The sequence below is a fragment of the Halomonas sp. GT genome (assembly GCF_002082565.1).
Lineage (GTDB): Bacteria > Pseudomonadota > Gammaproteobacteria > Pseudomonadales > Halomonadaceae > Vreelandella.
The window spans coordinates 488508-510317 of sequence record NZ_CP020562.1 but is presented as its reverse complement, the minus strand read 5'-3'; the positions used below and the strand labels follow the sequence as shown (position 1 = coordinate 510317).

Here is a 21810-nt window from a genome sequence, read left to right as displayed (position 1 = left end):
GACGTACCGATTATCACGCCACTGCGCTCGCTGGGTCGATGCTATTGAGTCCAAAAGCATCGGCAACGGCCTGATAAGTCACTTGCCCATTATGGACGTTAAGCCCTGGCAAGAAGTGCGGGTCATCTTTGAGCGCCCGCTGCCAGCCTTTATCAGCTAGCGCTAGCACAAACGGCAGGGTGGCATTGGTAAGCCCCAACGTGGATGTTCGTGCTACCGCACCAGGCATATTCGCCACGCAATAATGGACGATGCCGTCCACGATATAAGTTGGCTCGGCATGCGTGGTGGGCTTGCTGGTTTCAAAGCAGCCGCCCTGATCGATAGCTACGTCGACCAATACACTGCCAGGCTTCATATCGGCCAGCATGGCACGGGTAATTAACTTAGGAGCAGCGGCACCAGGAATAAGTACGGCACCAATGATCATATCGGACTCTTTAGCTGCCTGATCTAGAGCATCCGCCGTTGAGTAAACCGTTTTGATACGCCCCTGATAACGGTCGTCCAGCACCTCTAAGCGAGCAATCGATTTATCCAGAATAGTTACCTCGGCCCCCAACCCTAACGCCATACGGGCAGCGTTTTCACCAACCACACCACCGCCAACCACGGTAACTTTACCCGGCGCAACGCCTGGCACACCAGGCAATAGCACGCCGGAGCCGCCCTGGGCTTTTTCCAGGCTATGCGCACCTGCCTGGACGGCCATGCGTCCAGCGACCGTGCTCATCGGCGCAAGTAGTGGAAGCCCACCTTTTGCATCGGTAATGGTTTCATAGGCAATGCAGGTAGCACCACTGGCCATCAGCCCTTGGGTTAATTTTTCCTCAGCGGCCAAGTGCAAGTAGGTGAACAGCGTTTGATTGGCGGTTAGACGCGCCACTTCTTCGGCCTGAGGTTCTTTTACTTTGAGAATCAGCTCGGCGTTTTGCCACAGTGTGTCTACATTAGCTTCCACCTGGGCGCCTGCGGCTTCATAGTCGCTGTCGCTAAATCCGGCACCCTCTCCTGCAGCGGCCTGCACGCATACCGAATGCCCACGCCCGACTAGCTCTCGTGCACCTGTCGGAGTGAGCGCCACCCGATACTCGTGGTTTTTGATCTCTTTGGGGACGGCGATTTTCATTAGCGTTTTCCTTCTCTATTGTTTGTTAGTGCTAAATCTCAACTGCTAAGTCTCAACTGCTAGATCGTCAGAGCTTCATCTTTACTATCTATCTTTACTACCTAGCCGTTAGAGGCAGGCCATCAATAAGCGCTATTAAGCAAATTACAGCACAGCTGGCACTAACCACCACCCCAAGCAAGAAAAACAAAAAAAACGCCGGCCAAGGCGTTTTTTGGGAGAAAAATCTAGCGTTTAACAAAAATCAGCGAGAAAATCGACGGCATTTCGCCACTACCTATTCAGCCACCACCGCACCACCGTAAATGCGCTGGTACTCATCAGGCAACCGCGTGGGCCGCCCGCTGCTAAGCGCCACACAGGCAAACCTGGTGCGGGCATTTAGCAACGTCTTGCCACTCCCCACGCGCTTAAGCTGGAACCGGCGGGTCAAACTAAAACGGCCATCGCAGGCAACAATCCACGTCGCCAATTGCAACTCATCATCGACAAAGGCGGGTGCCAGATAGTCCAACTCATGACGATGGACGACCATGGCACGGTCAAGGGACTGGTAGCGCTCAAGGGATAGCCCCAAGGCTTCGGAGTGGGCCCAACTGATCTGCTCAACCCAGCGTAAATACTCGCTGTTATTGACATGCCGGTAAGCGTCAATGGCCTCCGGCGTCACCTGAAGATCGATCAAAAAAGGGTTTGGCAGTGCCCACTCCATAACGCTACTCCTTGCGGTGACTCCTTGATGCTACTTCTTGCCTTGCAAATGTTTGCCAAGCAGCGTCTTTGGCCTAGTCGCGGAATACCCGCACGCCCAGCGCCTTCAGATACGAGGTTTCCGGGATAGCCGGATGAACGGGGTGATCGGGGCCCTGATGTCCTTGAAAAATCACCTGGCCATGACGGTCTTGGTGGCGAACGGCACCACGAACCACATCCACCAAACGCTCAGGAGCGAGGTGCATGGAACACGAGGCTGACAACAGCAAGCCATCGCGGCCCAATAGCCGCATCGCTTCACGGTTTAGTCGTGCGTAAGCGCGCTCACCATTAGGGATGTCCTTGCGCTTTTTGATAAACGCAGGCGGATCAAGAATGATCACATCAAACTGTTCGCCGTCGGCTTTCAGTGCCGCTAACGCTTCAAAGGCATCGCCTTCGGCTACCGCTACTTGCTCCTGCACACCATTTAGCTCAGCATTGCGTGCCACTTTCTCCAGCGCCGGTGCAGAAGCATCGACACACAGTACTTCCGAAGCACCACTGGCTGCCGCCTGAACACCCCAGCCGCCCACGTAACTGAACACATCCAGCACGCGCTTGCCCGCCACTTGACTGTTCAGCCATGCGCGGTTGACGCGATGGTCATAGAACCACCCTGTCTTCTGACCATTCAACACAGGCACCGCAAAGGTGACACCATTCTCTTCCAGCAGAACCTCGTCAGGAAGTGTGCCTTTGACCACTTCAACCTGGGCCTCCAGACCTTCCTGGCGACGGCCACCCGTATCATTGCGAAACACAATGGCACTTGGCTTAACGACTTTTTCCAGCGCATCGACTATGTCTTCCGCCAACGCTTGCATTCCCGCGGTATTCAACTGCACCACCAACACATCACCGAAACGATCAATCACCAAGCCCGGCAACAGATCACCTTCACCGTGAATCAAACGGTAAAATGGCTTATCGAACAGGCGCTCACGCAGCGCCAGCGCTTGGTTGAAGCGGTGTACGAATAACGAGCGATCTAGACGCATCTCTGGATCACGAGACATCACCCGACCACAAATCAGCGAGTGCGGATTAATGTAAGCGACGCCAAGAGTTTTTCCATTGGAAGCCTCAACTAAAGCAGGCTCACCAGCCGCAAAGTTTTTTAGCGGCGTCTCTTTGATATCTACTTCATTGGAGTAAATCCACAGATGACCCGCTTTCAGGCGGCGATCGGCATTTTTATTCAGGCGCAGGCGTTGAGTCACAACAATCTCCAAAAGAGCAATCTTACAAAGTCCATAGACTCTGGAAGCATAGGCAAAACAGTTAATATCAAAGAGCGGCCGCTAACGCTGACAACCAGGGCAAAACACGCTGGCCCGCTGGCCTAGAGTGATACGACGCAGCTCAACACCACAGCGCAGGCAAGGCTGTCCATGGCGCCCATATACATTCAGTTGCTGGGCAAAGTAACCTGGTTCGCCCTGCCCACTGACAAAATCCCGCAGCGTGGTGCCACCTTGGGTAATCGCTGCCGCCAGCACCTCTTTAACCGCAGCGGCTAGCTGCTGGTAACGGGCCAAGGAAATTTTCCCAGCGGCACGTCGAGGGTCAATGCCCGCCATAAATAGTGCTTCGGCAGCATAAATATTACCCGCACCGACCACCACGCGGTTATCCATTAAAAAAGGCTTTACCGCAACGCGTTTATTACGCGATGCGTTATAGAGCCAGCGACCGTTAAACGCGTCATCCAACGGCTCAGGACCAAGGTGCGCAAGGCGCTTATCCAAGCTGCCATCGCCCTGCTGCCAGTCAACAAAACCAAAGCGGCGTGGGTCATGGTAGCGCAGCACATGTCCCTTGGCCGTCACCACGTCAACATGGTCGTGCTTTTTAGGCAAATCGCCGACGCTTGCAATCCTTAAGCTGCCCGACATGCCCAGATGCCACAATAACGTGGCCTCACCTTCAAGTGTCGCCACGGGAATTTGTAGGTACTTAGCGCGACGCTTTAATACGCCAACCCGGGCACCTACTAGCCGCTCGGCTAGATCCTCGGGCACTGGTACACGTAACCGAGTCTGGCGCACCAGCACCTCGGTGATCTCTTGCCCTTCTAAATAGGGGGCAATGCCGCGTCGCGTCGTTTCAACTTCAGGCAATTCGGGCATGATGAAAGTCTATGATGACAGCACCGTGACAACCACTCTGTCGCCTAAGCGGTGCCGAAACGTAGGGACAGGTACCGCCAACCCACAAAGTAAGCAACTAAATACCGGGCATGCAAAAACCCGGCTTAGGGCCGGGTTTTTCAACAGGCGCTCGCCTGCGGTGAAAGCCGATCATTGTAATCGCGATTACTTGATCTTAGCTTCCTTGTAGATAACGTGCTTACGGACAACCGGGTCGTATTTCTTGAATTCGAACTTATCCGGTGTATTCCGCTTGTTCTTATCAGTGGTGTAGAAGTGGCCTGTACCGGCACTAGACACCAGCTTGATCTTATCGCGCATGGTTTAACTCTCCCAAAATGCTAGCTTAGATGGCGTCGCCGCGTTTGCGGATATCAGCCAGAACCGTTTCGATACCTTTCTTGTCGATGATGCGCATTCCTTTAGAGGAAACACGCAGCTTGACGAAGCGGTTTTCAGATTCAACCCAAAAACGATGGGTGTGCAGGTTCGGCAAGAAACGACGACGTGTCTTACGCTGGGAGTGAGAAACGTTATTACCAGTTACCGGACGCTTGCCGGTAACCTGACATACTTTGGACATGAGAGCCTCCAACCGCTTGGCGAGTTGTTCAAAACTGTCGGGCAAACCGGAGCAGGGAGGGAGTCGACGCAGTTAACCGCCTAGCTGTACCCAAATCCGTTATTCAACCCAAGTTTAAAGGTGGCACTTTATACCAGAGCACCCGGCTACCAGCAAGCAAAAACGCCCCAAAATGCCAAAAAAGGCATCTTTTGGACAATTTACTTAGGTAAACGACGAAATTTTGTCGTCGCACCGTTTTCATTAATTGCTATAGCCAACCGCGCTCGGCAAACGAAACCACGTTACCGTCCCCCACCACGAAATGATCAAGCACTCGCACATCGAAGAGTGCAAGGGCATCTTTTAGACGTTCAGTAATACGTCGATCAGCATCGCTGGGCTCAGCAACACCCGATGGGTGGTTGTGGGCCAGGATGACAGCACCAGCATGTAATTCAAGCGCACGCTTGGCTACTTCGCGGGGGTAAACGGATGCGCTGTCTAGGGTACCGCGAAACAGGGATTCATAGCGAATAATTCGATGCTGTGTATCTAAAAAAAGCACAGCAAACTCTTCATGACCCAGATGACGAAGCTGGGAGCTTAAATAATGACGTACAAGCGCTGGCGATGTGAGCGCATTGCCACGGGCAAGCTGACTCGCCATATGGCGCCTGGAAAGCTCTAGGGTCGCCTGCAGCTGAGCAAATTTCGCACTACCAAGCCCTCGAGCCGCACAAAACTGATCCTGATCCGCCTCCAAGAGCTGCCTCAAACCACCGAAACTAGCCAACAGATCCCGTGCCAGATCCACCGCAGAGCGCCCCTGAACGCCTACTCGTAAAAAAATGGCAAGTAACTCAGCGTCTGAAAGCGCCTGCACCCCCATGTTCAATAACTTCTCGCGTGGCCGCTCACCTTCCGGCCAGTGATTAATCCCCATCGCCGCCTCCTTGCCCACCCCTAATAGCACCGTCCGCGCTTGCTACTGCGCCCACCCAAGCTGGCTTTTCCAACTGCTGCTTGAGCATGCCAAAATAACCCGCCAAATGGTATGGTACTCACCTTTAACAAACGCTACATGGGACTGCCCATCATGGCCTTATTATCGCCATCTCCGTTAACATCGCTTGCTGGAAAGCGCCTATTGCTTGGCGTTAGCGCCGGTATCGCGGCTTATAAAAGCGCGCTGATTGTTCGGTTACTCAAGCAAGCCGGCTGTGAGGTTCGCGTGGTAATGACCGAGGGTGCTCAAGCGTTTATCACGCCGTTAACGCTTCAGGCACTTTCAGGGGAGCCGGTACGCACCTCACTCCTTGATCCTGAAGCAGAGGCTGGAATGGGTCATATTGAGCTAGCCCGCTGGGCAGATGCCGTATTGATTGCCCCAGCAACGGCTGATTTGATCGCACGGTTGATACATGGCATGGCTGATGACTTGCTAACCACTCTGTGCCTAGCCTGTGAAGCACCCAAGTTGATTGCACCGGCCATGAATCAGGCCATGTGGCGACACCCTGCAACCCAACGCAACGTGATTCAGTTAGTCAACGATGGCTGGCAGATGATCGGGCCAGCGGCTGGTGACCAAGCTTGCGGCGACGTCGGTCCTGGGCGAATGAGCGAACCAGACATTATTGTTGATTTCCTAGCACAGCATTTTACTTCTGCTAAAACGTCACCAGCGCCAACCTCTGCGCCGCACGTAGTTATTACTGCGGGCCCTACCCGCGAGGCGCTGGATCCTGTGCGCTATCTATCCAATCACAGCTCAGGGAAGATGGGTTACGCACTTGCCGCTGAAGCTGCCGCCCAGGGAGCACGGGTGACGCTGATAAGCGGCCCGGTTAATCTACCCACCCCTAGTGGCGTTGAGCGGATTGATGTGGAAACCGCCGCACAAATGCATCACGAAGCGTTAGCACTAGCACCTCATGCTGGCCTATTTATTGGCTGTGCTGCGGTCGCTGACTACCGCGCTGCCAGTGCTGCCGAGCACAAAATCAAAAAAACCGACGACAGCGATACGCTAACGCTTACGCTGGTCAAGAATCCTGACATTGTTGCCGATGTTTCCGCGCTACCTACTGACCAACGCCCTTTTGTGGTGGGCTTCGCCGCCGAGACTCAGGATGTCGCACGCTACGCGGAAGACAAATTAACCCGCAAAGGGCTAGATATGATCGTAGCCAACGACGTTTCTCAGCAGGGGCTCGGTTTTGGCAGCGACAACAATGCCGCTCTGCTGCTTTGGCGCTCTGCGACGGGAACCAATCAACTGGAAGCCCCACCTCAGCCTAAAACCCAGCTAGCCGCGCTAATTATTCGTCACGCACTATCACTTCTGCCTTCTCAAATACCCTCTCAATCCTCCGGAGAATTATCATGAGCGGTTCTCGCCCACGCTTGCAGTGCAAAGTATTGGATGAACGCCTGCACGACTATCTCCCCTCTTATGCGACAACAGGCTCAGCGGGGATGGATTTGCGAGCACTGCTAGACGAACCACTGGTGCTTGCTCCTGGTGACTGCCAGCTGGTGCGAACAGGCCTTGCCATTTACATAGAAGATCCTGGTTTAGCAGGTATGATTTTGCCTCGCTCCGGGCTAGGTCATAAGCACGGTATCGTGCTGGGTAATCTCGTCGGACTAATCGACTCTGATTATCAGGGCGAACTGATGGTATCCGTGTGGAACCGTGGTCAAAGCAGCTTTACGTTATCGCCCTTTGAGCGTCTCGCTCAGTATGTCGTTGTCCCCGTCGTGCAAGCGGAACTTACGATTGTCAATGCCTTTGAAGACTCCACTCGCGGCAGCGGTGGTTTTGGCAGCACAGGCAGCCAATAGGCCAAGCGCTGTTTTACCGTATATCTAGGAGCGACAATGAACGTACCTGCGTCGATATTTCGTGCTTACGACATTCGCGGCATTGTGGGCGATACGCTGAGCGAGGCCACCACCGAACTCATTGGCCGCGCCGTTGGTTCTGAAGCCGCCGCTCGAGGCGAGCAAACGGTCATTGTTGCACGTGATGGACGACTTTCCGGGCCCCACTTGCAAGCAGCGCTAATCCGTGGCCTAACAGCCTCAGGACGAGACGTTATCAATATCGGCATGGTGCCAACGCCTGTGCTTTATTTTGCCACCCACACGCTGCCTGAAAGCTGTTCTGGGGTAATGCTAACCGGCAGTCACAACCCACCTGACTACAACGGCTTCAAAATCGTCTTAGCGGGTGAAACGCTCTCCGGTGATGCTATCACTGCCCTCTATGAGCGAATCCAAGCAAACGACCTAACCAGCGGCCAAGGCAGTGTTCGCCAGCACGACCTACGCACGGCGTATCTTGAAAGAATTATTAGCGACATCCATATTGAGCGTCCACTAAGCGCGGTTGTGGATTGTGGCAACGGCGTTGCCGGAGAGCTTGGCCCGCAGCTTATCGAGCGCCTTGGGGTAAAAACCACCCCATTATTTGCCGACATTGATGGTCACTTCCCAAACCACCACCCCGACCCAGGCAAACCTGAAAACCTGCGCGACTTGATCCACAGCGTTAATGAAACAGGTGCCGATATTGGCTTGGCTTTTGACGGCGACGGCGACCGTTTAGGCGTTGTCACGCCAAGTGGCCGTATGATTTATCCTGATCATCTACTGATGGTTTTTGCAGCTGATATGCTATCACGCACCCCCGGTGCCAAGGTGATCTTCGACATCAAATGCACGGGTAACCTGGCGCAAGTGATTAGCGACGCCGGCGGCGAACCTGAAATGTGGCGTACCGGCCATTCACTAATCAAGGCACGCATGCGGGAAACCGGCGCTGAACTGGGCGGTGAAATGAGCGGGCATATTTTCTTCAAGGAGCGCTGGTATGGCTTTGACGACGGTCTCTACGCCGCGGCCCGCTTACTTGAAATTCTAGCTCGATACACCGGCAGTGCCGATGAACTGTTTGATCAATTTCCACAAGATATCAGCACGCCTGAAATTAATATCGAGGTCGCTGATGAAGAAAAATTTGCGCTTATCAAGAAGCTTGCTAGAGAGGGCGACTTCGGCGAAGGTATCAAAACCACGATTGATGGCATTCGCGTGGACTATGCCGATGGCTGGGGACTGTGCCGAGCCTCCAACACCACACCTGCACTAGTACTGCGCTTTGAGGGTAGCGATGCTGCGGCACTTAGCCGAATAAAAGCGCAGTTTGCCAAGGCGCTGGCGGAGATTTCACCGGCACTGACGATCCCCGAACCTCAATAACGTGAAAAGACACGACAGGGTAAACAGAAGAAAAGTGATCGTGCCAATCGAGCGCGCGACACAATAAAAATGCTAGACAACACGCCGCATGGAAAAGCCAATGCTCGCGCTGTAATAACGGTCGCGATAAAAAAGTAGCGACGGAAAAAATCAAAAGGGACAACGTCATGAGTTCAACTAGCCGCGACCCCCAGGTCGTTGTGGAGGTATTGTCAGAAGCCCTCCCCTACATCCAGCAGTTTTCGGGCAAAACGGTCGTCGTTAAATATGGCGGCAATGCCATGACCGAAGACACCTTGATCGATTCATTCGCACGCAACATCGTGCTAATGAAAGAGGTCGGCATTAACCCGGTCGTCGTCCATGGGGGCGGGCCACAAATTGGCAGCCTGCTAGAAAAACTGAATATCGAATCGCGCTTTGTGAACGGCATGCGAGTGACCGACTCCCAAACCATGGACGTCGTGGAGATGGTTCTAGGGGGCTTGGTCAATAAAAGCATTGTTAATCTGATCAATCAAAGCGGTGGCAAAGCCATTGGTTTAACTGGTAAAGATGGCGCACAAATTCGTGCCCGCCAGTTGAAAGTAGAGCACCAAAGTCCTGAGATGACCGCACCGGAAATTATCGATATTGGGCATGTAGGTGAAGTGGAATCTATCTCCACCGACCTCATTGAGATGCTTGCCGCAAGAGACTTTATTCCGGTAATAGCACCTATCGGCGTTGACGGTGAAGGCCACAGCTATAACATCAATGCCGATCTAGTAGCAGGCAAACTGGCCGAGGCACTCAACGCTGAAAAGCTGATGCTATTGACTAACGTTGCAGGCCTAATGAACAGTGAAGGAGAGGTGTTAACTGGACTAAGCACTGCTCAAGTTGACGCCTTAATCGCCGACGGCACGATTTATGGCGGCATGCTGCCAAAAATACGCTGTGCACTAGACGCGGTAAAAGGCGGCGTTAACAGCGCCCACATTATCGACGGCCGCGTTCCCCATGCGGTCTTGTTAGAAATCTTTACCAATGCTGGGGTAGGCACCCTGATTACTGACGCAGGTTAACCGCGACGGAGGGCTAACGTCATGAGTGACGAACAAAAACCTCGCCGCCGCGAGCAAATCCTGCAAGCGTTAGCCGTTATGCTGGAAGAGGATAGCGGCAAGCGCATTACAACCGCTGCGCTTGCCCGCCAAGTTGGCGTCTCGGAAGCAGCGCTGTATCGACATTTCCCCAGCAAAGCGCGCATGTTTGAAGGTCTGATCGACTTTATTGAAGAAAGCATCTTTGCGCGTATCACGCGCATCCTAGAAGACATCCCCGATGCGGCGTCTCGATGCGGCACTATTCTGGCCTTACTTCTCGGCTTTGCCGAAAAAAATCCTGGACTTGCCAGGGTACTGGGAGGCGATGTACTGACTGGCGAAACGGCCCGACTTCGCCAGCGCGTTCACCAACTGTTTGAACGCTTGGAAACCCAGTTAAAACAGATACTGCGGGAAGCCGAGCTGCGCGAAGGGCTACGCACAAGCATTTCGGCTTCAGCAGCAGCCAACCTGCTGATCGCCCAGGCTGAAGGGCGTATCTCTCAGTATGTGCGCAGTGATTTCAAACGCTTGCCAACAGAGTACTGGGAAGACCAGTGGGCGCTACTATCTAGCCAACTGTTACGAGAAACCGTACAACCGGCTTAGCAAGCGTTGACATATCAAGCGATCAGCCACTCAATAAAAACGCCCCGAAGGCAGTGCCTTCGGGGCGTTTATCTAACGTGCTTGCCAGCTATGACTCGTTAATTAAGCAGCGATAGCATCGCCCATTTTCTGGCGCAATTTTTTCATCGCATTTTTTTCGAGCTGACGAATCCGCTCAGCACTGACGCCATAAACATCGGCCAGATCATGCAGTGTCGCTTTATTATCGGTGAGCCAGCGACGTTGTAAGATGTCTCGCGAACGCTCATCTAGCCCTTTCAAGGCTAACTGCAAGCGGCGCGTTGAATCTTCTTCAAAGTTGCTGTCTTCTAACAGCGTTGCCGGATCGGCTGAGGCGTCATCTAAAAAATACGCTGGTGCTTGATAGGTGCTCTCTTCGTCATCGCTAGGAGAGGCATCAAAGCCCGCATCGTAAGCCGACAGGCGTCCTTCCATATCGCGCACTACTTCTGGCTTTACATTGAGGTCTTCCGCAATCGCGTTAACTTCATCGTTGTTTAGCCAAGCTAGGCGCTTTTTAGCGCTACGCAGGTTAAAAAACAGCTTGCGCTGAGCTTTCGTGGTGGCAATTTTAACAATGCGCCAGTTGCGCAGCACAAACTCGTGAATTTCTGCTTTGATCCAGTGCACGGCAAACGATACCAAGCGAACGCCCTGATTGGGATCGAAACGCTTAACGGCTTTCATTAAGCCGACATTACCTTCTTGAATCAGGTCAGCCTGAGGCAAGCCGTATCCCGAGTAACTACGAGCAATATGTACAACAAAACGCAGGTGCGACAGCACCAAACGCCGAGCTGCTTCCAAATCGCCTTCATCATGAAGGCGGAATGCAAGCTCACGCTCTTCATCGACGCTTAGTACGGGGATGCCGTTAACCGCTTGAATATAGCCGCCCAGATCGTGACCTGGAGAAAGCTGACCCACCGGTAGAAGACTAGTGCTCATGTGCAGGTGGTCTCCCTTAAAACCTATCGTGGTTGGTGTTCCGTTAACTCTAAGACCTTAGCCTAAGCATAAGGTTCAAATGACCGATGCATTCACTGCATAAGACACAAAACGGGGTGGAAATTCCCGCTACTGACCGCATAACAAACATAATCAACGCGGGCGTATGCTAGAGAGATGGCGTGTGACAGCCAACCAAGCTCCTAACCAGCCCAATAGTGTACTGCAAGATAGCAGAATTGTAGAGCCTGTCACGTCTAACTGCGGCAATACAAAGCTCGCGCCATAGCTGGCCGCCAAGGCTGCGACAGGCATCGACAGCCAATGGTTGCCAAGCCCCAGCAAGCCCAACGCCAGCAGACCGCCTCCTACGCCGTACCAGGCCCCACTATAGAGGAAGGGCCTTCGGACAAAGGCATGGGTCGCGCCAATAAGCATCACCACTTCGATTTCTCTCCGCCGGCTCTCAACCGAAAGACGAATAGTGTTGCCCACCACCAGCAGCACACCACAGCCAAATAGCACTCCAAGCGCGAGCGCCACCCGTCGCCCAAGATCCGCCAAATGACGTAAACGCTCTACCCACGCCAAATCTACGCGCACTTCGTCTACCCCAGAGAACGCTTCTAGCCGCTGTGCCAACTGTGCCATAGCGGCGGGGTCAACGCTCTGCGGGTAAATCACAATACTGGCTGGCAGTGGATTATCTTCAAGCCCTGCCAGGGTATCTTCAATACCAAGGGACTGCTGAAACTCAACCATACCTTGCTCTGCGCTGATAAGGCGGGTCGTTTCGACGCCCTCGTCCGCAATGACAGCCTCTTCAATGCGAGTGGACTGCGCAGCGTCTACCGTCGTTTCCAGATAAACGGTGAGGGTTGCACTCTCATCAAGTTCTGCGTCTAGCAACTTGGCGCTATCCAAGGTTAACCAAAGTGCCGCAGGCAAAACTAACGCAATAGCGATGGCCAGCATGGTTAGCAAATTACCCACAGGATGACGTACCAGGCGATAAAGGCTATCCAATGCCATTGCACGGTGATGGCGTCCCCAGGCGCGTAAGCGGCTGCTAAAGCGTGTTTGATGTGAACGCGCCCCACGCCGCTCGGCGGGTGGCTCACTGGAGGTTCTGGCCGCTTGTCGCTTACCCTTGGGCGCTGCACCTATAGAACGGGGTGTCGCAGCACGTTTCATACGGCCCCCTCATCTGCCACCAGACGACCATCCCGCAAACGCAAAATGCGGTGACGCAGTCGTGCAATCAGCGCTAAGTCGTGACTGGCAATCATCACGGTGGTGCCAATGCGATTGAAGTCTTCGAACAGCGCCATAATGTCGGCAGAAAGCTGTGGGTCAAGGTTACCGGTAGGCTCATCAGCAAGAAGCAAAGCTGGCTTATTAACCACCGCGCGCGCAATTCCTACTCGCTGCTGCTCACCGCCGGAAAGCTCTACTGGCAGCGCTTTTTCGCGGTGTAAAAGCCCGACTTTATCCAAGGCTGCACGAACCCGCCGCGCTGCTTCGCGTGGCTCAAGCCCCTGGATTTCTAGCGGCAGAGATACATTACGGAACACGCTGCGATCAAACAGCAATTGGTGATCTTGAAACACCACACCAATTTGCCGACGATAAAACGGCACTTGGCTGGCGTGGAGCTCCGCAATGTCGTGCCCAGCCACCACTACCCGGCCACGGCTAGGCTTTTCGAGGCGCATAATTAGTCGCAGCAACGAGCTTTTACCAGCACCAGAATGCCCCGTCAGGAACACCATTTCGCCTCTTGCAACGCGAAAGTTTAGGTGTGCCAGCGCCTCAAAGCGCCCTCCATAGCGCTTACCCACATGTTCAAAAGCGATCATGCGCGGCCATCATCCCCTTGCCGGTCAAACAGCGCGTTAACAAAGTCATCTGCCTCAAAGGGGCGGAGATCATCCAGCCCTTCGCCCACGCCAATAAAGCGAATCGGTGTTTTTAGCTGCTTCGCCAATGCGAAAATAATTCCGCCTTTGGCGGTACCGTCCAGCTTCGTCAATGTGATACCACTGATCGGCACAGCATCATTAAATGTGCTGGCCTGGGAAATGGCGTTTTGCCCCGTCCCCGCATCTAGCACCAACATCACCTCATGAGGAGCGGTGCTATCCAGCTTCTGCATGACCCGATGAACTTTTTTCAACTCTTCCATCAGGTGGCTCTTGTTGTGCAGCCGTCCTGCTGTGTCGGCAATCAGCACATCCACGCCACGTGATTTAGCAGCCGCCACCGCGTCGTAAATCACAGAAGCGCTATCAGCACCAGTATGCTGCGCAATTACCGGCGCGTTGTTACGCTCACCCCACACCTTAAGCTGTTCAACCGCCGCTGCGCGGAAGGTGTCACCAGCAGCGAGCATGACGCTTTTACCCTCACGTTGAAAACGTTGGGTTAGCTTGCCGATAGTCGTCGTTTTACCTACGCCGTTAACACCGACTACGAGTATAACAAAAGGCCCTTCGCTCTCTTTTTCAAAACTAAGAGGCGTCGCTACCGGCGCTAGCATCAACGCCAACTCCTCTTGCAACCCGCGATAAAGCGCTTCTGGATTATTCAGTTCTTTGCGCGAAACACGCGTTTCAAGGCGCTCAATAATCTCGCTAGTGGCTTCAATACCTACATCCGCCATCAGCAGTTGGGTCTCAAGATCTTCCAACAGCTCATCATCAATCTGCTTTTTGCCTAAAAACAGATCGGCAATACCGTCCGTCAGATTGGCGCGCGTTTTGCCTAGACCTGATTTGATACGAGCGAACCAGCCTTTCTTTTCCCCTTTTTCCGCCACTGGCTTCTCTTGAAGAGCCGGTTTAGGTGCAGGCATTGCGGCTGGCTCTGGCTCTGGCTCTGGCTCTGGCTCTGGCTCTGGCTCTGGCTCTGGCTCTGGCTCTGGCTCTGGCTCTGGCTCTGGCTCTGGAGCAGAGGCTAGTTCAGATTCTAGTTCTGATTCACTTGTCTGTGATTTTTCAGCGGTTTCTTCAACAGATGCCTTATATTCCGATGGCATGGTTTTGGTCGCTGATGTTTCTTGCGCAACAGCTTCCGCTGCTGGTGAAGCCTGCTCTGTTTCATGCTCCAGCGCCGGCTCTTGGGTAGTTTCTACTTCGCCATGCTCCTCCTGAGACAGCGCCTGCTGATCTTGCTGCTCCTGTTGGGAGTCGTGCTTTTTCTTACGTTTGAAAAAACCGAACATAGGTGTCATCCGACTAAATAGGTGAACATTGCGATTATCCTACCACCGCAGACCAAGACTTTGGATAAGTTGCCCGCTACAATCCGCGTTATGAAACGACAACGCTCTTCTCGCCCCTCATCCTCTCGCTCATCGACGGCGCGGCGCGGGCATGCCAAACCGCCGGGCAAGCTACGCATCATCGGTGGCGACTTTCGCCGCCGTCAGCTGCCCGTACTCGACCACCCAGGGCTACGCCCCACCCCTGATCGCGTGCGTGAAACCCTATTCAACTGGCTAGGCCAACACCTGTTTGGCAAGCAAGTACTGGATCTTTTTGCAGGTACGGGAGCGCTCGGTTTTGAAGCCCTTTCCCGCGGCGCCAGCCACGTTACATTGGTCGAGCGCGACGCCCGGGTAGCCGCGCTAATTAGTGAAAATATTATCACCCTTGGAGCTAGTAATGGCCGGGTGGTATCTACTGATGCACTCGCTTTTCTCAACCAACCCTGCCAACAGCCTGCAGATGTCGTCTTTCTTGATCCACCGTTTCATCAAGGATTGGCCGCTTCCTGCTGTTCCGCATTAGAAACCGGCGGCTGGCTTGCAGACGATGCCATGATTTACCTGGAAACTGAAAAGTCCCTCTCTCCAAACGTGCCCACTAACTGGCAGCTTTATCGGGAAACCCAGGCGGGTGAAAGTGCGGCTCGCCTCTATCTTCGTAAACCCGTGTAAACTGCGCTTGCCGCAATCCTGCAGCGGCGTTACGCTCGCCCAACTGAATTACGTTTTTATCCCCGTTATGACAGGTAGTGTGCCTGTCGACGTTATTGGAGGTAGGCATGAGCCTTGAGTTATTTAACCAGTTGGAACAGAAAATTACCGACACCGTTGAGGCGTTGGAATTGATGAAGCTTGAAAACGAAGAGCTGCGTGGCGAGAACGCGCTGCTAAAGCAAGAACGTGAGGAGTGGGAGCGCCGTTTACAGGGTGTACTCAGCAAATTTGAAGACATCGAAAGCGATAGCGTGTCTTAAAGTAAGCGCGACATCAGTAGCGCATCTTCTCGCCCGGCGGCACCCTGTGCAGCCGGGTAGTAACCTCGGCGCCGACCATCTTCATTAAACTCGTAGTGCTGATAGAGCTTTATCGCACGTTGGTTACTTGCTCGCACTTCGAGCAGTAAGCGCTCGCTTTGCCACTGCCTAGCACAGGCGATCACTTCACCAAGCAGCTTGCCACCAATTCCCTGGCCTTGCTGTTGCGGAAGCACTCCAATCGCTTGAAGCTCTGCTTCAAATGGCAAACGCACCACGATGGCATAACCAAGTAGCACACCGTCAACGGACACATTGCCAATCGAAGCTGATGGTTGCCAGTAGCCAATCACCTGTGAACCAGGATCGTCTAACGCATCACATAGATGCTGCGAGCTTATGCCACTGTTAGTTTGCGCTTCTAACGCCTGTAACGTAGCACTGTCAGCAACATCTATTAGGCTTATCACTGGTTAGCAACCTCAGCACGCCACTGTTGACCAAGCGACACCAGCGCAGGCCAAAGCTTACGCTTGGCACTCGCCTGTTCGACAAGTGTCTTCAACGCTGGGGCTTGCCACACGGGCAGCGACAGCGTTTGGCTCCGTTGCTGGCTAACAGCCATAACCCGCGCTAAGGGCGAGTCGTCTGGCTGTTCGTCAGCCCCCCACCACAACAGGCGTTCTAACTGCCAGCCTTGCCTACCTGCCGCGCCAGCAATAAAGGCAGCCACCCCGTCTTGCGCTTCTTCAAGCGGCTCCTCCGGCGTGAACGTATTTGCCATTGGCGGCCATTTGAAATACGTCACCGCGGGCATCTCGCCGTTCAACACGCCCGCTGCCCGCAACATATTAGCTAGCAGTTGCTGTTCAATAGGCGTTATTTCCCCCTCATGAAGGCTTAACCAGCGTCCACCAACACACATACAGGAAAGGCTGAACGTAAGCGGCTCAACTTTGCTAACAGGCGCTTTTTCCTGTGTAGAGCCTTCCTGTGCGGAAGTAACGGGTGCGTCGGCTGGCTTACTGGCAGAAACTGGAGGCTGGCCCAGCAGCGCACGTACTGCCGCAGGGGCCGAAGAGGATGCCGTGCCAGTAGCCACGGGAACGCTATCATCTTTAGGCGACTGATTACGTGGGCGCGGTGTAGGTGCGTCGTCTAATAGCGCGTGAAGGCGCTCTCGCGGCGGAGTAACAGCCGGCGCATCTTCCCACTCGCAGGCCTCAGTCGGTCGTGCGTTCGGCAGTTGATACTTGGATGCCCAGGCTGTTATCCCCATTGCATCCAAATACTGCCTACGAATAATGTCTGGCGTCACTGGCCGCCGCCCCGACAGTTAGGCGAATTCGGGCGCTCACCGCCACGTGCCTGCCACTCTTTTGGGGTGTACAGATGTAACGCTAATGCATGCACGGGTCCAGACAGCTCATCGGCGAGCAGCGTATAAATCTGCTGATGGCGCTTCACTGGCATTATGCCATCGAAGCTATCGCTTACCAGGGTGACTTTAAAGTGTGTCTCAGCGTTAGCCGGCACGTTATGCATGTGGCTTTCATTTTCTACGTGCAGCACGTCGGGCGTTAACGCCGCTAACTTCTGCTCAATCTGTGTCTGCATCGCCATGAGTACTTTCTCCTTCAATCAGCAACCGATTTATTGTACGCCCTTACTTGCTAACACACGATGCCCGCCGCTCAATGAGAGCACGCTGGGCCAGCGCCACCCGGGAAAGGCTGGCCACTAGCGCTAGCAGCGTGGTGCCAGCCCCCAGCCAAAGGGTTATCTGTACAGGTGAACCCAATGCCAAGGCCGCCCCCACCAAGGCCACTCCAAACGATTGTCCAACGGTACGGGTAGTGCTCATCACACCGGATACATTAGCGCTTCGCTCAGGCGGAAGACTGCCCATCATTTCACGGTTGTTAGGTGGCTGAAACAGACCAAATCCGATGCCACATAAAGCGGTGCGCCACAGGCTGCCTGCCACGCCGGTAGATTCATCCACGAGTGCTAGCGCTACTAATCCCATCATTAGCAGTATCAAGCCTGCGCTTGAAAGAAGACTCGGGTTGATCCGGTCAGCTAAACGACCAGCCAGGGGGCCAACCACCATAATCGCTAACGGCCAAGGGGTGAACAACCACGCTGTTTCCAACGGCGAGAATCCCATCTGCTCCTGGTAAAAAAACGACAGTGCAACAAACGTTAGTCCCTGACCGATAAAGGCCAACCCTGACGCTGAAACAGCTAGCGTAAAGCGTTTTTCAGCAAATATGCTTAGCGGCAACAGCGGATAAGGCGCGTGACGCTGGCGTCGAATAAACAGCGCGCAAGCCAGCACCGCTATCACCGACCAGCCACCGCTTTGCCATAGCGGTGCGGCATGGCCAACTGCGTCCATCGCGAGAAAGAAGCTCGCCAGCATCAACATAGACAGCAGCGCACCCAGCGCATCAAAGCTGCCCTGGCGCGGCTTATCTCGGGGCAACGCACGACTAGCAAGCCATAAGGAACACACGCCAAGGGGAACATTGAGTGCGAACAACCAAGGCCAATCGGCAAACAAGAGGATAACGCCGCTCAACGTTGGGCCTGCTGCATAGCCACCGGCCACCACTAACGCGCTAAGCCCTAAAGCGCTACCCAATAGACGTGACGGAAAAATCGCCCGATACAACGACGGGCCAATGGACAGCGTGGCCGCCGCCCCTAACCCCTGTAAGGCGCGAAATAGCAGTAGCGTTTCTAAATGACGCGACAGAGCCGCCCCTAACGCCGCGAAAACGAAGGTAGCCAAACCGAATAAATAGAGCCGTCTGCGGGTGATCAGCTCACTCATGCCTGCAAACACTAATAAGAACGCCGCGCAGACCACTTGGAATAAATTGGTGATCCATACCGCTCTGGAGGCAGGCACATTAAGGTCTTCGGCAATCGTCGGGAGAGCCAAATTAATCATGGTGGTGTCGACCACCGCCATTAGCGTGCCAGTGACGAGTGCCAGTACAGCTAGCGCACGCGCGGGACCTGGCAAACCATCGTCACCCGCCCGAGTTTCAAACAATCGCATGGTGGTTCGTTCCTAAACTGCACCATTAAAAACAATAAAACCGGCCTGGGCCGGTTCCACAATACGCATACATCAAGACGGCAATGCGCTAGTCTTGCTCATTGTCGAGCAGGAGTGCGTCATCAACCTCAGAAATTTCAAGGGCGGTTTCGTCGTCAAGATCAATCGCAAGGTAGCTATGCTCAATGCGTAAAAAGTCTTGGAACAGTGACCAATCAAGCTTTTCTGGCCATTGGCGCTCATCCTCTTCCCAGGCACGCAGCTCAGTCTCTAGGATTTCTGCATAGCGCTCACGAACAAACGTCTCAAGCGCTTCGGGGGTATCCATCTCTGGGATAAGGTACACCGTACTTTCACGTTCGACGTCGTCCAGGGTCAGGTCGTCGTCTCCCATGGTGGGTTCGAGCGCATTGATCCAGTCCACGAAGGTCTGGGTCGGCCTGACGCTCAGGGCAGAGCGATTTAGCAGTTTCATGGGATTCTCCTCGCCGTCGAAACGTTGACCATTATGGGTGCTAACGGATTAGTTTGCCATCGGTGCAGACGCAATATCGATTGATTCGGTAAAATGCTGAAGAATTTTTAGCCAACAACACCGTTACTCATCGGCACGGCTGTTACAGCCCTATCTACAGCCCTATCTACAGCCCTCTGCCGGATAGACCATTAGGATACGCTTAATGAATACACAGACACGACTTGAAACGATTAAACACAGCGTAGAACAGAACGAGTTAAACTGGCCTAACGCTGACATCACCCTCGACCAAGACAATGATTCGCTGGTGTTTACACTCAAGGACTACGGCGACTTACCTGTTACCCTGACGTATTCTGAGCAAGAGTGGCTGGTGATGACCGAAGTGGCGCCCACCAGCGCGGTTAAGGATATCACTACCTTCAACGATGCCTTGTTACGCCTGGGCATGACCCTACCGCTGGTCAGCGTTGGTATCCACACCTTGGGTGACGAAGATTACTATGTCGTCTATGGGCAGCTATTTTCAGACTGCAAGCTCGAGGCAATCAGTGCAGAAGTAGAAGCTTGCGCTCAGGCTGCCCTGGAAATTGCCGATTTAATCGACTGATTGTTCACCTGATTCAATATCAACCGGTTGTTCGTCCCACGCGCAAGCGTCGGATTAGTTCGATTTAAGGAGTTACCCGATGTTACTACGCAAAATGTTTACCGCCCTGCGCGGCAAAGCCACTGAAACCGGCGAAGCGATTGTCGATAGTCAGGGGATACGTATTATGGAACAAGAACTACGTGACGCCAAAACGGCAATGAACCGGGCCAATGAAGAACTCACTACCATCATGGCCAGGCGTAACCTTGCTGCCAAGGAAGTAGATACGCTGTCGGATAAAATGGCGGAATACGAAAAAAGCGCCATGGCAGCGCTTGAGAAAGGCGAGCAGAGCCTAGCCGAAGAAGTCGCTGGAGAAATTGCCCGCTTGGAAAGCGAGCGCGAAATCGCTCAGGCCAATGTCACCCAGTATGATGGCACTATCGAAGCACTGAAGTCGACCATCGCTAAATCTAAAGGTGAAATTCGCCGCGTTGAGCAGCAAATGTCCCACGTCAAAGCCACTGAAGCCGCGCAAAAAGCACAGGCTGCCGTGGCATCTCAACATGCTGGCCAAAATGCCAGCATGAACAGCGCCGTTGCCTCCCTTGAACGCATTAAAGAGCGCCAGGCCCTACAGGCTGAAAAGCTTAAGATTGGTGAATCAATGCAAGCACAAGATTCCGGCGCTGACTTGGAAGCGCGCCTTTCCCAGGCAGGTATCGGCAAACAGCAGACGTCAGGAAGCGATGTTCTGGCTCGCCTAAAAGCCAAGCAAAATGCTGGCAATTGAGTGCTAGCGTTATTACTACCGCCTGAACGCAAGGAAGACTGACGCCATGCCAGTGCTACAACGGCTACTAAAAGTTTTAAAAGCCTCTACGATTAACGTCAGTTGGACGTTTCTGTTACTGCTGGCACTGGCACATATGGCAACCTCTTGGCTACTCATGGGGCTCTCTGGCGAAGAGGTTGCCAACTCACTGCCGTTGTGGCTGTATTTTTACGTTGTTACGGCTTCCACCGTGGGCTATGGGGACTTCTCGCCGAGTTCAACTGCTGGGCAACTGATCGCTGTGTTTTACCTGATCCCAGGCGGTATTTCGCTATTTGCTGCCCTGATTGGCAAGGCAACCGTCACGGTGGGCAACTTTTGGAGGCAGCAAATGCAAGGAAAAGGCGATTACAGCGACCTTACTGGCCACACGGTGGTGTTAGGCTGGCATGGAGAAACCACTGAAAAGATCATTGATATTCTCAAAGCTGACCGGCAGCTCCCTGATGAAATCGTGCTGTGTGTCACCAAAGACATCAACAACCCACGTCCGGGCGACTTAAAATTCGTCAAGGGTGATAGCTTCGCCAACATGGAGCTTCTCAAGCGCGCCGGCGTTGAAAATGCCAGCCGTATTATTATCTATGACGGCAGCGATGAACGCGTGGCGACTGTGGCGCTTTCCGCTTATAGCCTAAAGTCTCCTGGCTGCCATATCGTTGCGCACTGCGAAAACCCTAACACTGCTGCAATGTTGCGCCGCACGCTTCCAGGCATTGAATGCACCGAAGCTATGGCACTAGAAATGCTGGTGCGCTCAGCGACTGACGCAGGCATAAGCCGCGTCGTGAATGAACTGCTTGCTGTAAATCATGGTGCCACTCAGTACCAAACGCGGCTGCAAGATATTCCCAAAGGCAGCACGTTTGGCCAATTATTCTCCCTAGCCAAGGAGGCGCATAATGCCACCTTGCTTGGCGTCACTTCCATTAGTGACGAGGCGAATATGCTCAACCCACCCTCCGCCCGTGAGTTGAGTGATGGCGATGTGCTGTATTACATGGCCTATGAGCGCCTGACGTCGGCACATTTCTCATCGTTACTGGCATGACATCCAACCG

The 21810-nt window shown here is 53.7% G+C and carries 26 protein-coding genes; 10 read left to right on the top strand and 16 right to left on the bottom strand.

Annotation, left to right across the window (positions count from 1 at the left end):
- Positions 1-13: 13 nt before the first annotated feature.
- The 7 genes from ald to radC form a co-directional block, all read right to left on the bottom strand.
- Entirely contained in the window at positions 14-1129 is a 1116-nt protein-coding gene (gene ald / locus B6A39_RS02425; protein WP_083000969.1) for an alanine dehydrogenase, read from the bottom strand.
- Positions 1130-1406: 277 nt separating this feature from the next.
- Positions 1407-1841: an acyl-CoA thioesterase gene (locus tag B6A39_RS02420; RefSeq protein ID WP_083000967.1), complete on the bottom strand. Its 435-nt coding sequence runs from the start codon at positions 1839-1841 to the stop codon at positions 1407-1409.
- Between the two features lie 73 nt (positions 1842-1914).
- Positions 1915-3105: a class I SAM-dependent rRNA methyltransferase gene (locus B6A39_RS02415; RefSeq protein ID WP_083000964.1), complete on the bottom strand. Its 1191-nt coding sequence runs from the start codon at positions 3103-3105 to the stop codon at positions 1915-1917.
- Positions 3106-3186: 81 nt separating this feature from the next.
- Complete coding sequence (mutM, locus tag B6A39_RS02410) at positions 3187-4014, bottom strand: bifunctional DNA-formamidopyrimidine glycosylase/DNA-(apurinic or apyrimidinic site) lyase (protein ID WP_083000962.1); 828 nt, start codon at positions 4012-4014, stop codon at positions 3187-3189.
- 186 nt (positions 4015-4200) lie between these two features.
- The gene (gene rpmG, locus B6A39_RS02405) at positions 4201-4356 is read right to left on the bottom strand and encodes a 50S ribosomal protein L33 (RefSeq protein WP_009098622.1); all 156 of its coding nucleotides are present in this window, start codon (positions 4354-4356) and stop codon (positions 4201-4203) included.
- A gap of 25 nt (positions 4357-4381) precedes the next feature.
- Entirely contained in the window at positions 4382-4618 is a 237-nt protein-coding gene (gene rpmB / locus B6A39_RS02400; RefSeq protein WP_038481085.1) for a 50S ribosomal protein L28, read from the bottom strand.
- Positions 4619-4868: 250 nt separating this feature from the next.
- Positions 4869-5543 (bottom strand): RadC family protein, encoded by a 675-nt coding sequence (gene radC / locus B6A39_RS02395; RefSeq protein WP_083000960.1) that lies wholly within the window; start codon positions 5541-5543, stop codon positions 4869-4871.
- A 153-nt stretch (positions 5544-5696) separates the two neighbouring features.
- On the opposite strand from radC, the gene coaBC reads away from it, so the two are divergent.
- The 5 genes from coaBC (at position 5697) to slmA (ending at position 10563) form a co-directional block, all read left to right on the top strand.
- Positions 5697-6989 carry a bifunctional phosphopantothenoylcysteine decarboxylase/phosphopantothenate--cysteine ligase CoaBC gene (gene coaBC / locus B6A39_RS02390; protein ID WP_083007832.1) on the top strand — a complete coding sequence of 431 codons (1293 nt, stop codon included), beginning with the start codon at positions 5697-5699 and terminating at the stop codon, positions 6987-6989.
- On the top strand, positions 6986-7447 hold the full coding sequence (gene dut, locus B6A39_RS02385) for a dUTP diphosphatase (RefSeq protein WP_083000958.1): 462 nt from the start codon (positions 6986-6988) through the stop codon (positions 7445-7447). Before coaBC ends, dut begins: the two co-directional genes overlap by 4 nt.
- Before the next feature lie 36 nt (positions 7448-7483).
- On the top strand, positions 7484-8866 hold the full coding sequence (locus B6A39_RS02380; RefSeq protein WP_083000955.1) for a phosphomannomutase/phosphoglucomutase: 1383 nt from the start codon (positions 7484-7486) through the stop codon (positions 8864-8866).
- 167 nt (positions 8867-9033) lie between these two features.
- Positions 9034-9933: an acetylglutamate kinase gene (gene argB, locus B6A39_RS02375; RefSeq protein WP_009724121.1), complete on the top strand. Its 900-nt coding sequence runs from the start codon at positions 9034-9036 to the stop codon at positions 9931-9933.
- Between the two features lie 21 nt (positions 9934-9954).
- Complete coding sequence (slmA, locus tag B6A39_RS02370) at positions 9955-10563, top strand: nucleoid occlusion factor SlmA (protein ID WP_083000953.1); 609 nt, start codon at positions 9955-9957, stop codon at positions 10561-10563.
- A 102-nt stretch (positions 10564-10665) separates the two neighbouring features.
- Here the strand turns inward: slmA and rpoH are convergent, their stop codons facing one another.
- The 4 genes from rpoH to ftsY all read right to left on the bottom strand — a co-directional run bounded on the left by rpoH (position 10666) and on the right by ftsY (position 14755).
- A complete protein-coding gene (gene rpoH / locus B6A39_RS02365; RefSeq protein WP_009724119.1) occupies positions 10666-11532 on the bottom strand; it encodes an RNA polymerase sigma factor RpoH in 867 nt (288 codons plus the stop codon).
- Between the two features lie 153 nt (positions 11533-11685).
- Positions 11686-12726 (bottom strand): permease-like cell division protein FtsX, encoded by a 1041-nt coding sequence (gene ftsX / locus B6A39_RS02360; protein WP_083000951.1) that lies wholly within the window; start codon positions 12724-12726, stop codon positions 11686-11688.
- Positions 12723-13391, bottom strand: a complete 669-nt coding sequence (ftsE, locus tag B6A39_RS02355; protein WP_083000949.1) for a cell division ATP-binding protein FtsE — start codon at positions 13389-13391, stop codon at positions 12723-12725. Before ftsE ends, ftsX begins: the two co-directional genes overlap by 4 nt.
- The gene (ftsY, locus tag B6A39_RS02350; RefSeq protein ID WP_083000947.1) at positions 13388-14755 is read right to left on the bottom strand and encodes a signal recognition particle-docking protein FtsY; all 1368 of its coding nucleotides are present in this window, start codon (positions 14753-14755) and stop codon (positions 13388-13390) included. Before ftsY ends, ftsE begins: the two co-directional genes overlap by 4 nt.
- 90 nt (positions 14756-14845) lie before the next feature.
- Here ftsY and rsmD point away from each other — a divergent pair, with 90 nt between their 5' ends.
- Complete coding sequence (rsmD, locus tag B6A39_RS02345; protein WP_083000945.1) at positions 14846-15472, top strand: 16S rRNA (guanine(966)-N(2))-methyltransferase RsmD; 627 nt, start codon at positions 14846-14848, stop codon at positions 15470-15472.
- A gap of 107 nt (positions 15473-15579) precedes the next feature.
- The gene (zapB, locus tag B6A39_RS02340; protein WP_038481051.1) at positions 15580-15774 is read left to right on the top strand and encodes a cell division protein ZapB; all 195 of its coding nucleotides are present in this window, start codon (positions 15580-15582) and stop codon (positions 15772-15774) included.
- On the opposite strand, the gene rimI is transcribed toward zapB, so the two are convergent.
- The 5 genes from rimI to B6A39_RS02315 form a co-directional block, all read right to left on the bottom strand.
- On the bottom strand, positions 15771-16244 hold the full coding sequence (gene rimI, locus B6A39_RS02335; protein ID WP_083000943.1) for a ribosomal protein S18-alanine N-acetyltransferase: 474 nt from the start codon (positions 16242-16244) through the stop codon (positions 15771-15773). The two genes, zapB and rimI, sit on opposite strands and share 4 nt — an antisense overlap.
- On the bottom strand, positions 16241-17092 hold the full coding sequence (locus B6A39_RS02330; RefSeq protein WP_083000940.1) for a hypothetical protein: 852 nt from the start codon (positions 17090-17092) through the stop codon (positions 16241-16243). The genes rimI and B6A39_RS02330 overlap by 4 nt, the downstream gene beginning before the upstream one ends.
- Complete coding sequence (locus B6A39_RS02325) at positions 17089-17397, bottom strand: BolA family protein (protein ID WP_083000938.1); 309 nt, start codon at positions 17395-17397, stop codon at positions 17089-17091. Before B6A39_RS02325 ends, B6A39_RS02330 begins: the two co-directional genes overlap by 4 nt.
- Positions 17398-17440: 43 nt before the next feature.
- On the bottom strand, positions 17441-18844 hold the full coding sequence (locus B6A39_RS02320) for an MFS transporter (protein ID WP_083000936.1): 1404 nt from the start codon (positions 18842-18844) through the stop codon (positions 17441-17443).
- Between the two features lie 88 nt (positions 18845-18932).
- On the bottom strand, positions 18933-19319 hold the full coding sequence (locus B6A39_RS02315; RefSeq protein WP_038481035.1) for a hypothetical protein: 387 nt from the start codon (positions 19317-19319) through the stop codon (positions 18933-18935).
- A gap of 205 nt (positions 19320-19524) precedes the next feature.
- Here B6A39_RS02315 and B6A39_RS02310 point away from each other — a divergent pair, with 205 nt between their 5' ends.
- The 3 genes from B6A39_RS02310 to B6A39_RS02300 all read left to right on the top strand — a co-directional run bounded on the left by B6A39_RS02310 (position 19525) and on the right by B6A39_RS02300 (position 21800).
- Complete coding sequence (locus B6A39_RS02310) at positions 19525-19932, top strand: DUF2170 family protein (RefSeq protein ID WP_083000934.1); 408 nt, start codon at positions 19525-19527, stop codon at positions 19930-19932.
- Between the two features lie 79 nt (positions 19933-20011).
- Positions 20012-20707, top strand: coding sequence for a PspA/IM30 family protein (locus B6A39_RS02305; RefSeq protein WP_083000932.1), 696 nt, complete (start codon positions 20012-20014; stop codon positions 20705-20707).
- Positions 20708-20753: 46 nt separating this feature from the next.
- A complete protein-coding gene (locus tag B6A39_RS02300) occupies positions 20754-21800 on the top strand; it encodes an ion channel (protein WP_083000930.1) in 1047 nt (348 codons plus the stop codon).
- The last annotated feature ends 10 nt before the right edge of the window (positions 21801-21810 follow it).

Excerpts from the sequence above, each read along its gene's own strand:
- radC (WP_083000960.1), bottom strand. The coding sequence starts at position 5,543 with ATGGGGATTAATCACTGGCCGGAAGGTGAGCGGCCACGCGAGAAGTTA.
- dut (WP_083000958.1), top strand. The coding sequence starts at position 6,986 with ATGAGCGGTTCTCGCCCACGCTTGCAGTGCAAAGTATTGGATGAACGC.
- argB (WP_009724121.1), top strand. The coding sequence starts at position 9,034 with ATGAGTTCAACTAGCCGCGACCCCCAGGTCGTTGTGGAGGTATTGTCA.
- ftsX (WP_083000951.1), bottom strand. The coding sequence starts at position 12,726 with ATGAAACGTGCTGCGACACCCCGTTCTATAGGTGCAGCGCCCAAGGGT.
- mutM (WP_083000962.1), bottom strand. The coding sequence starts at position 4,014 with ATGCCCGAATTGCCTGAAGTTGAAACGACGCGACGCGGCATTGCCCCC.
- slmA (WP_083000953.1), top strand. The coding sequence starts at position 9,955 with ATGAGTGACGAACAAAAACCTCGCCGCCGCGAGCAAATCCTGCAAGCG.
- ftsY (WP_083000947.1), bottom strand. The coding sequence starts at position 14,755 with ATGTTCGGTTTTTTCAAACGTAAGAAAAAGCACGACTCCCAACAGGAG.
- B6A39_RS02310 (WP_083000934.1), top strand. The coding sequence starts at position 19,525 with ATGAATACACAGACACGACTTGAAACGATTAAACACAGCGTAGAACAG.
- zapB (WP_038481051.1), top strand. The coding sequence starts at position 15,580 with ATGAGCCTTGAGTTATTTAACCAGTTGGAACAGAAAATTACCGACACC.
- B6A39_RS02320 (WP_083000936.1), bottom strand. The coding sequence starts at position 18,844 with ATGCGATTGTTTGAAACTCGGGCGGGTGACGATGGTTTGCCAGGTCCC.
- B6A39_RS02315 (WP_038481035.1), bottom strand. The coding sequence starts at position 19,319 with ATGAAACTGCTAAATCGCTCTGCCCTGAGCGTCAGGCCGACCCAGACC.
- rsmD (WP_083000945.1), top strand. The coding sequence starts at position 14,846 with ATGAAACGACAACGCTCTTCTCGCCCCTCATCCTCTCGCTCATCGACG.
- rpmG (WP_009098622.1), bottom strand. The coding sequence starts at position 4,356 with ATGCGCGATAAGATCAAGCTGGTGTCTAGTGCCGGTACAGGCCACTTC.
- B6A39_RS02380 (WP_083000955.1), top strand. The coding sequence starts at position 7,484 with ATGAACGTACCTGCGTCGATATTTCGTGCTTACGACATTCGCGGCATT.
- ald (WP_083000969.1), bottom strand. The coding sequence starts at position 1,129 with ATGAAAATCGCCGTCCCCAAAGAGATCAAAAACCACGAGTATCGGGTG.
- B6A39_RS02305 (WP_083000932.1), top strand. The coding sequence starts at position 20,012 with ATGTTACTACGCAAAATGTTTACCGCCCTGCGCGGCAAAGCCACTGAA.
- B6A39_RS02325 (WP_083000938.1), bottom strand. The coding sequence starts at position 17,397 with ATGGCGATGCAGACACAGATTGAGCAGAAGTTAGCGGCGTTAACGCCC.
- rpoH (WP_009724119.1), bottom strand. The coding sequence starts at position 11,532 with ATGAGCACTAGTCTTCTACCGGTGGGTCAGCTTTCTCCAGGTCACGAT.
- B6A39_RS02420 (WP_083000967.1), bottom strand. The coding sequence starts at position 1,841 with ATGGAGTGGGCACTGCCAAACCCTTTTTTGATCGATCTTCAGGTGACG.
- B6A39_RS02300 (WP_083000930.1), top strand. The coding sequence starts at position 20,754 with ATGCCAGTGCTACAACGGCTACTAAAAGTTTTAAAAGCCTCTACGATT.
- coaBC (WP_083007832.1), top strand. The coding sequence starts at position 5,697 with ATGGCCTTATTATCGCCATCTCCGTTAACATCGCTTGCTGGAAAGCGC.
- ftsE (WP_083000949.1), bottom strand. The coding sequence starts at position 13,391 with ATGATCGCTTTTGAACATGTGGGTAAGCGCTATGGAGGGCGCTTTGAG.
- rpmB (WP_038481085.1), bottom strand. The coding sequence starts at position 4,618 with ATGTCCAAAGTATGTCAGGTTACCGGCAAGCGTCCGGTAACTGGTAAT.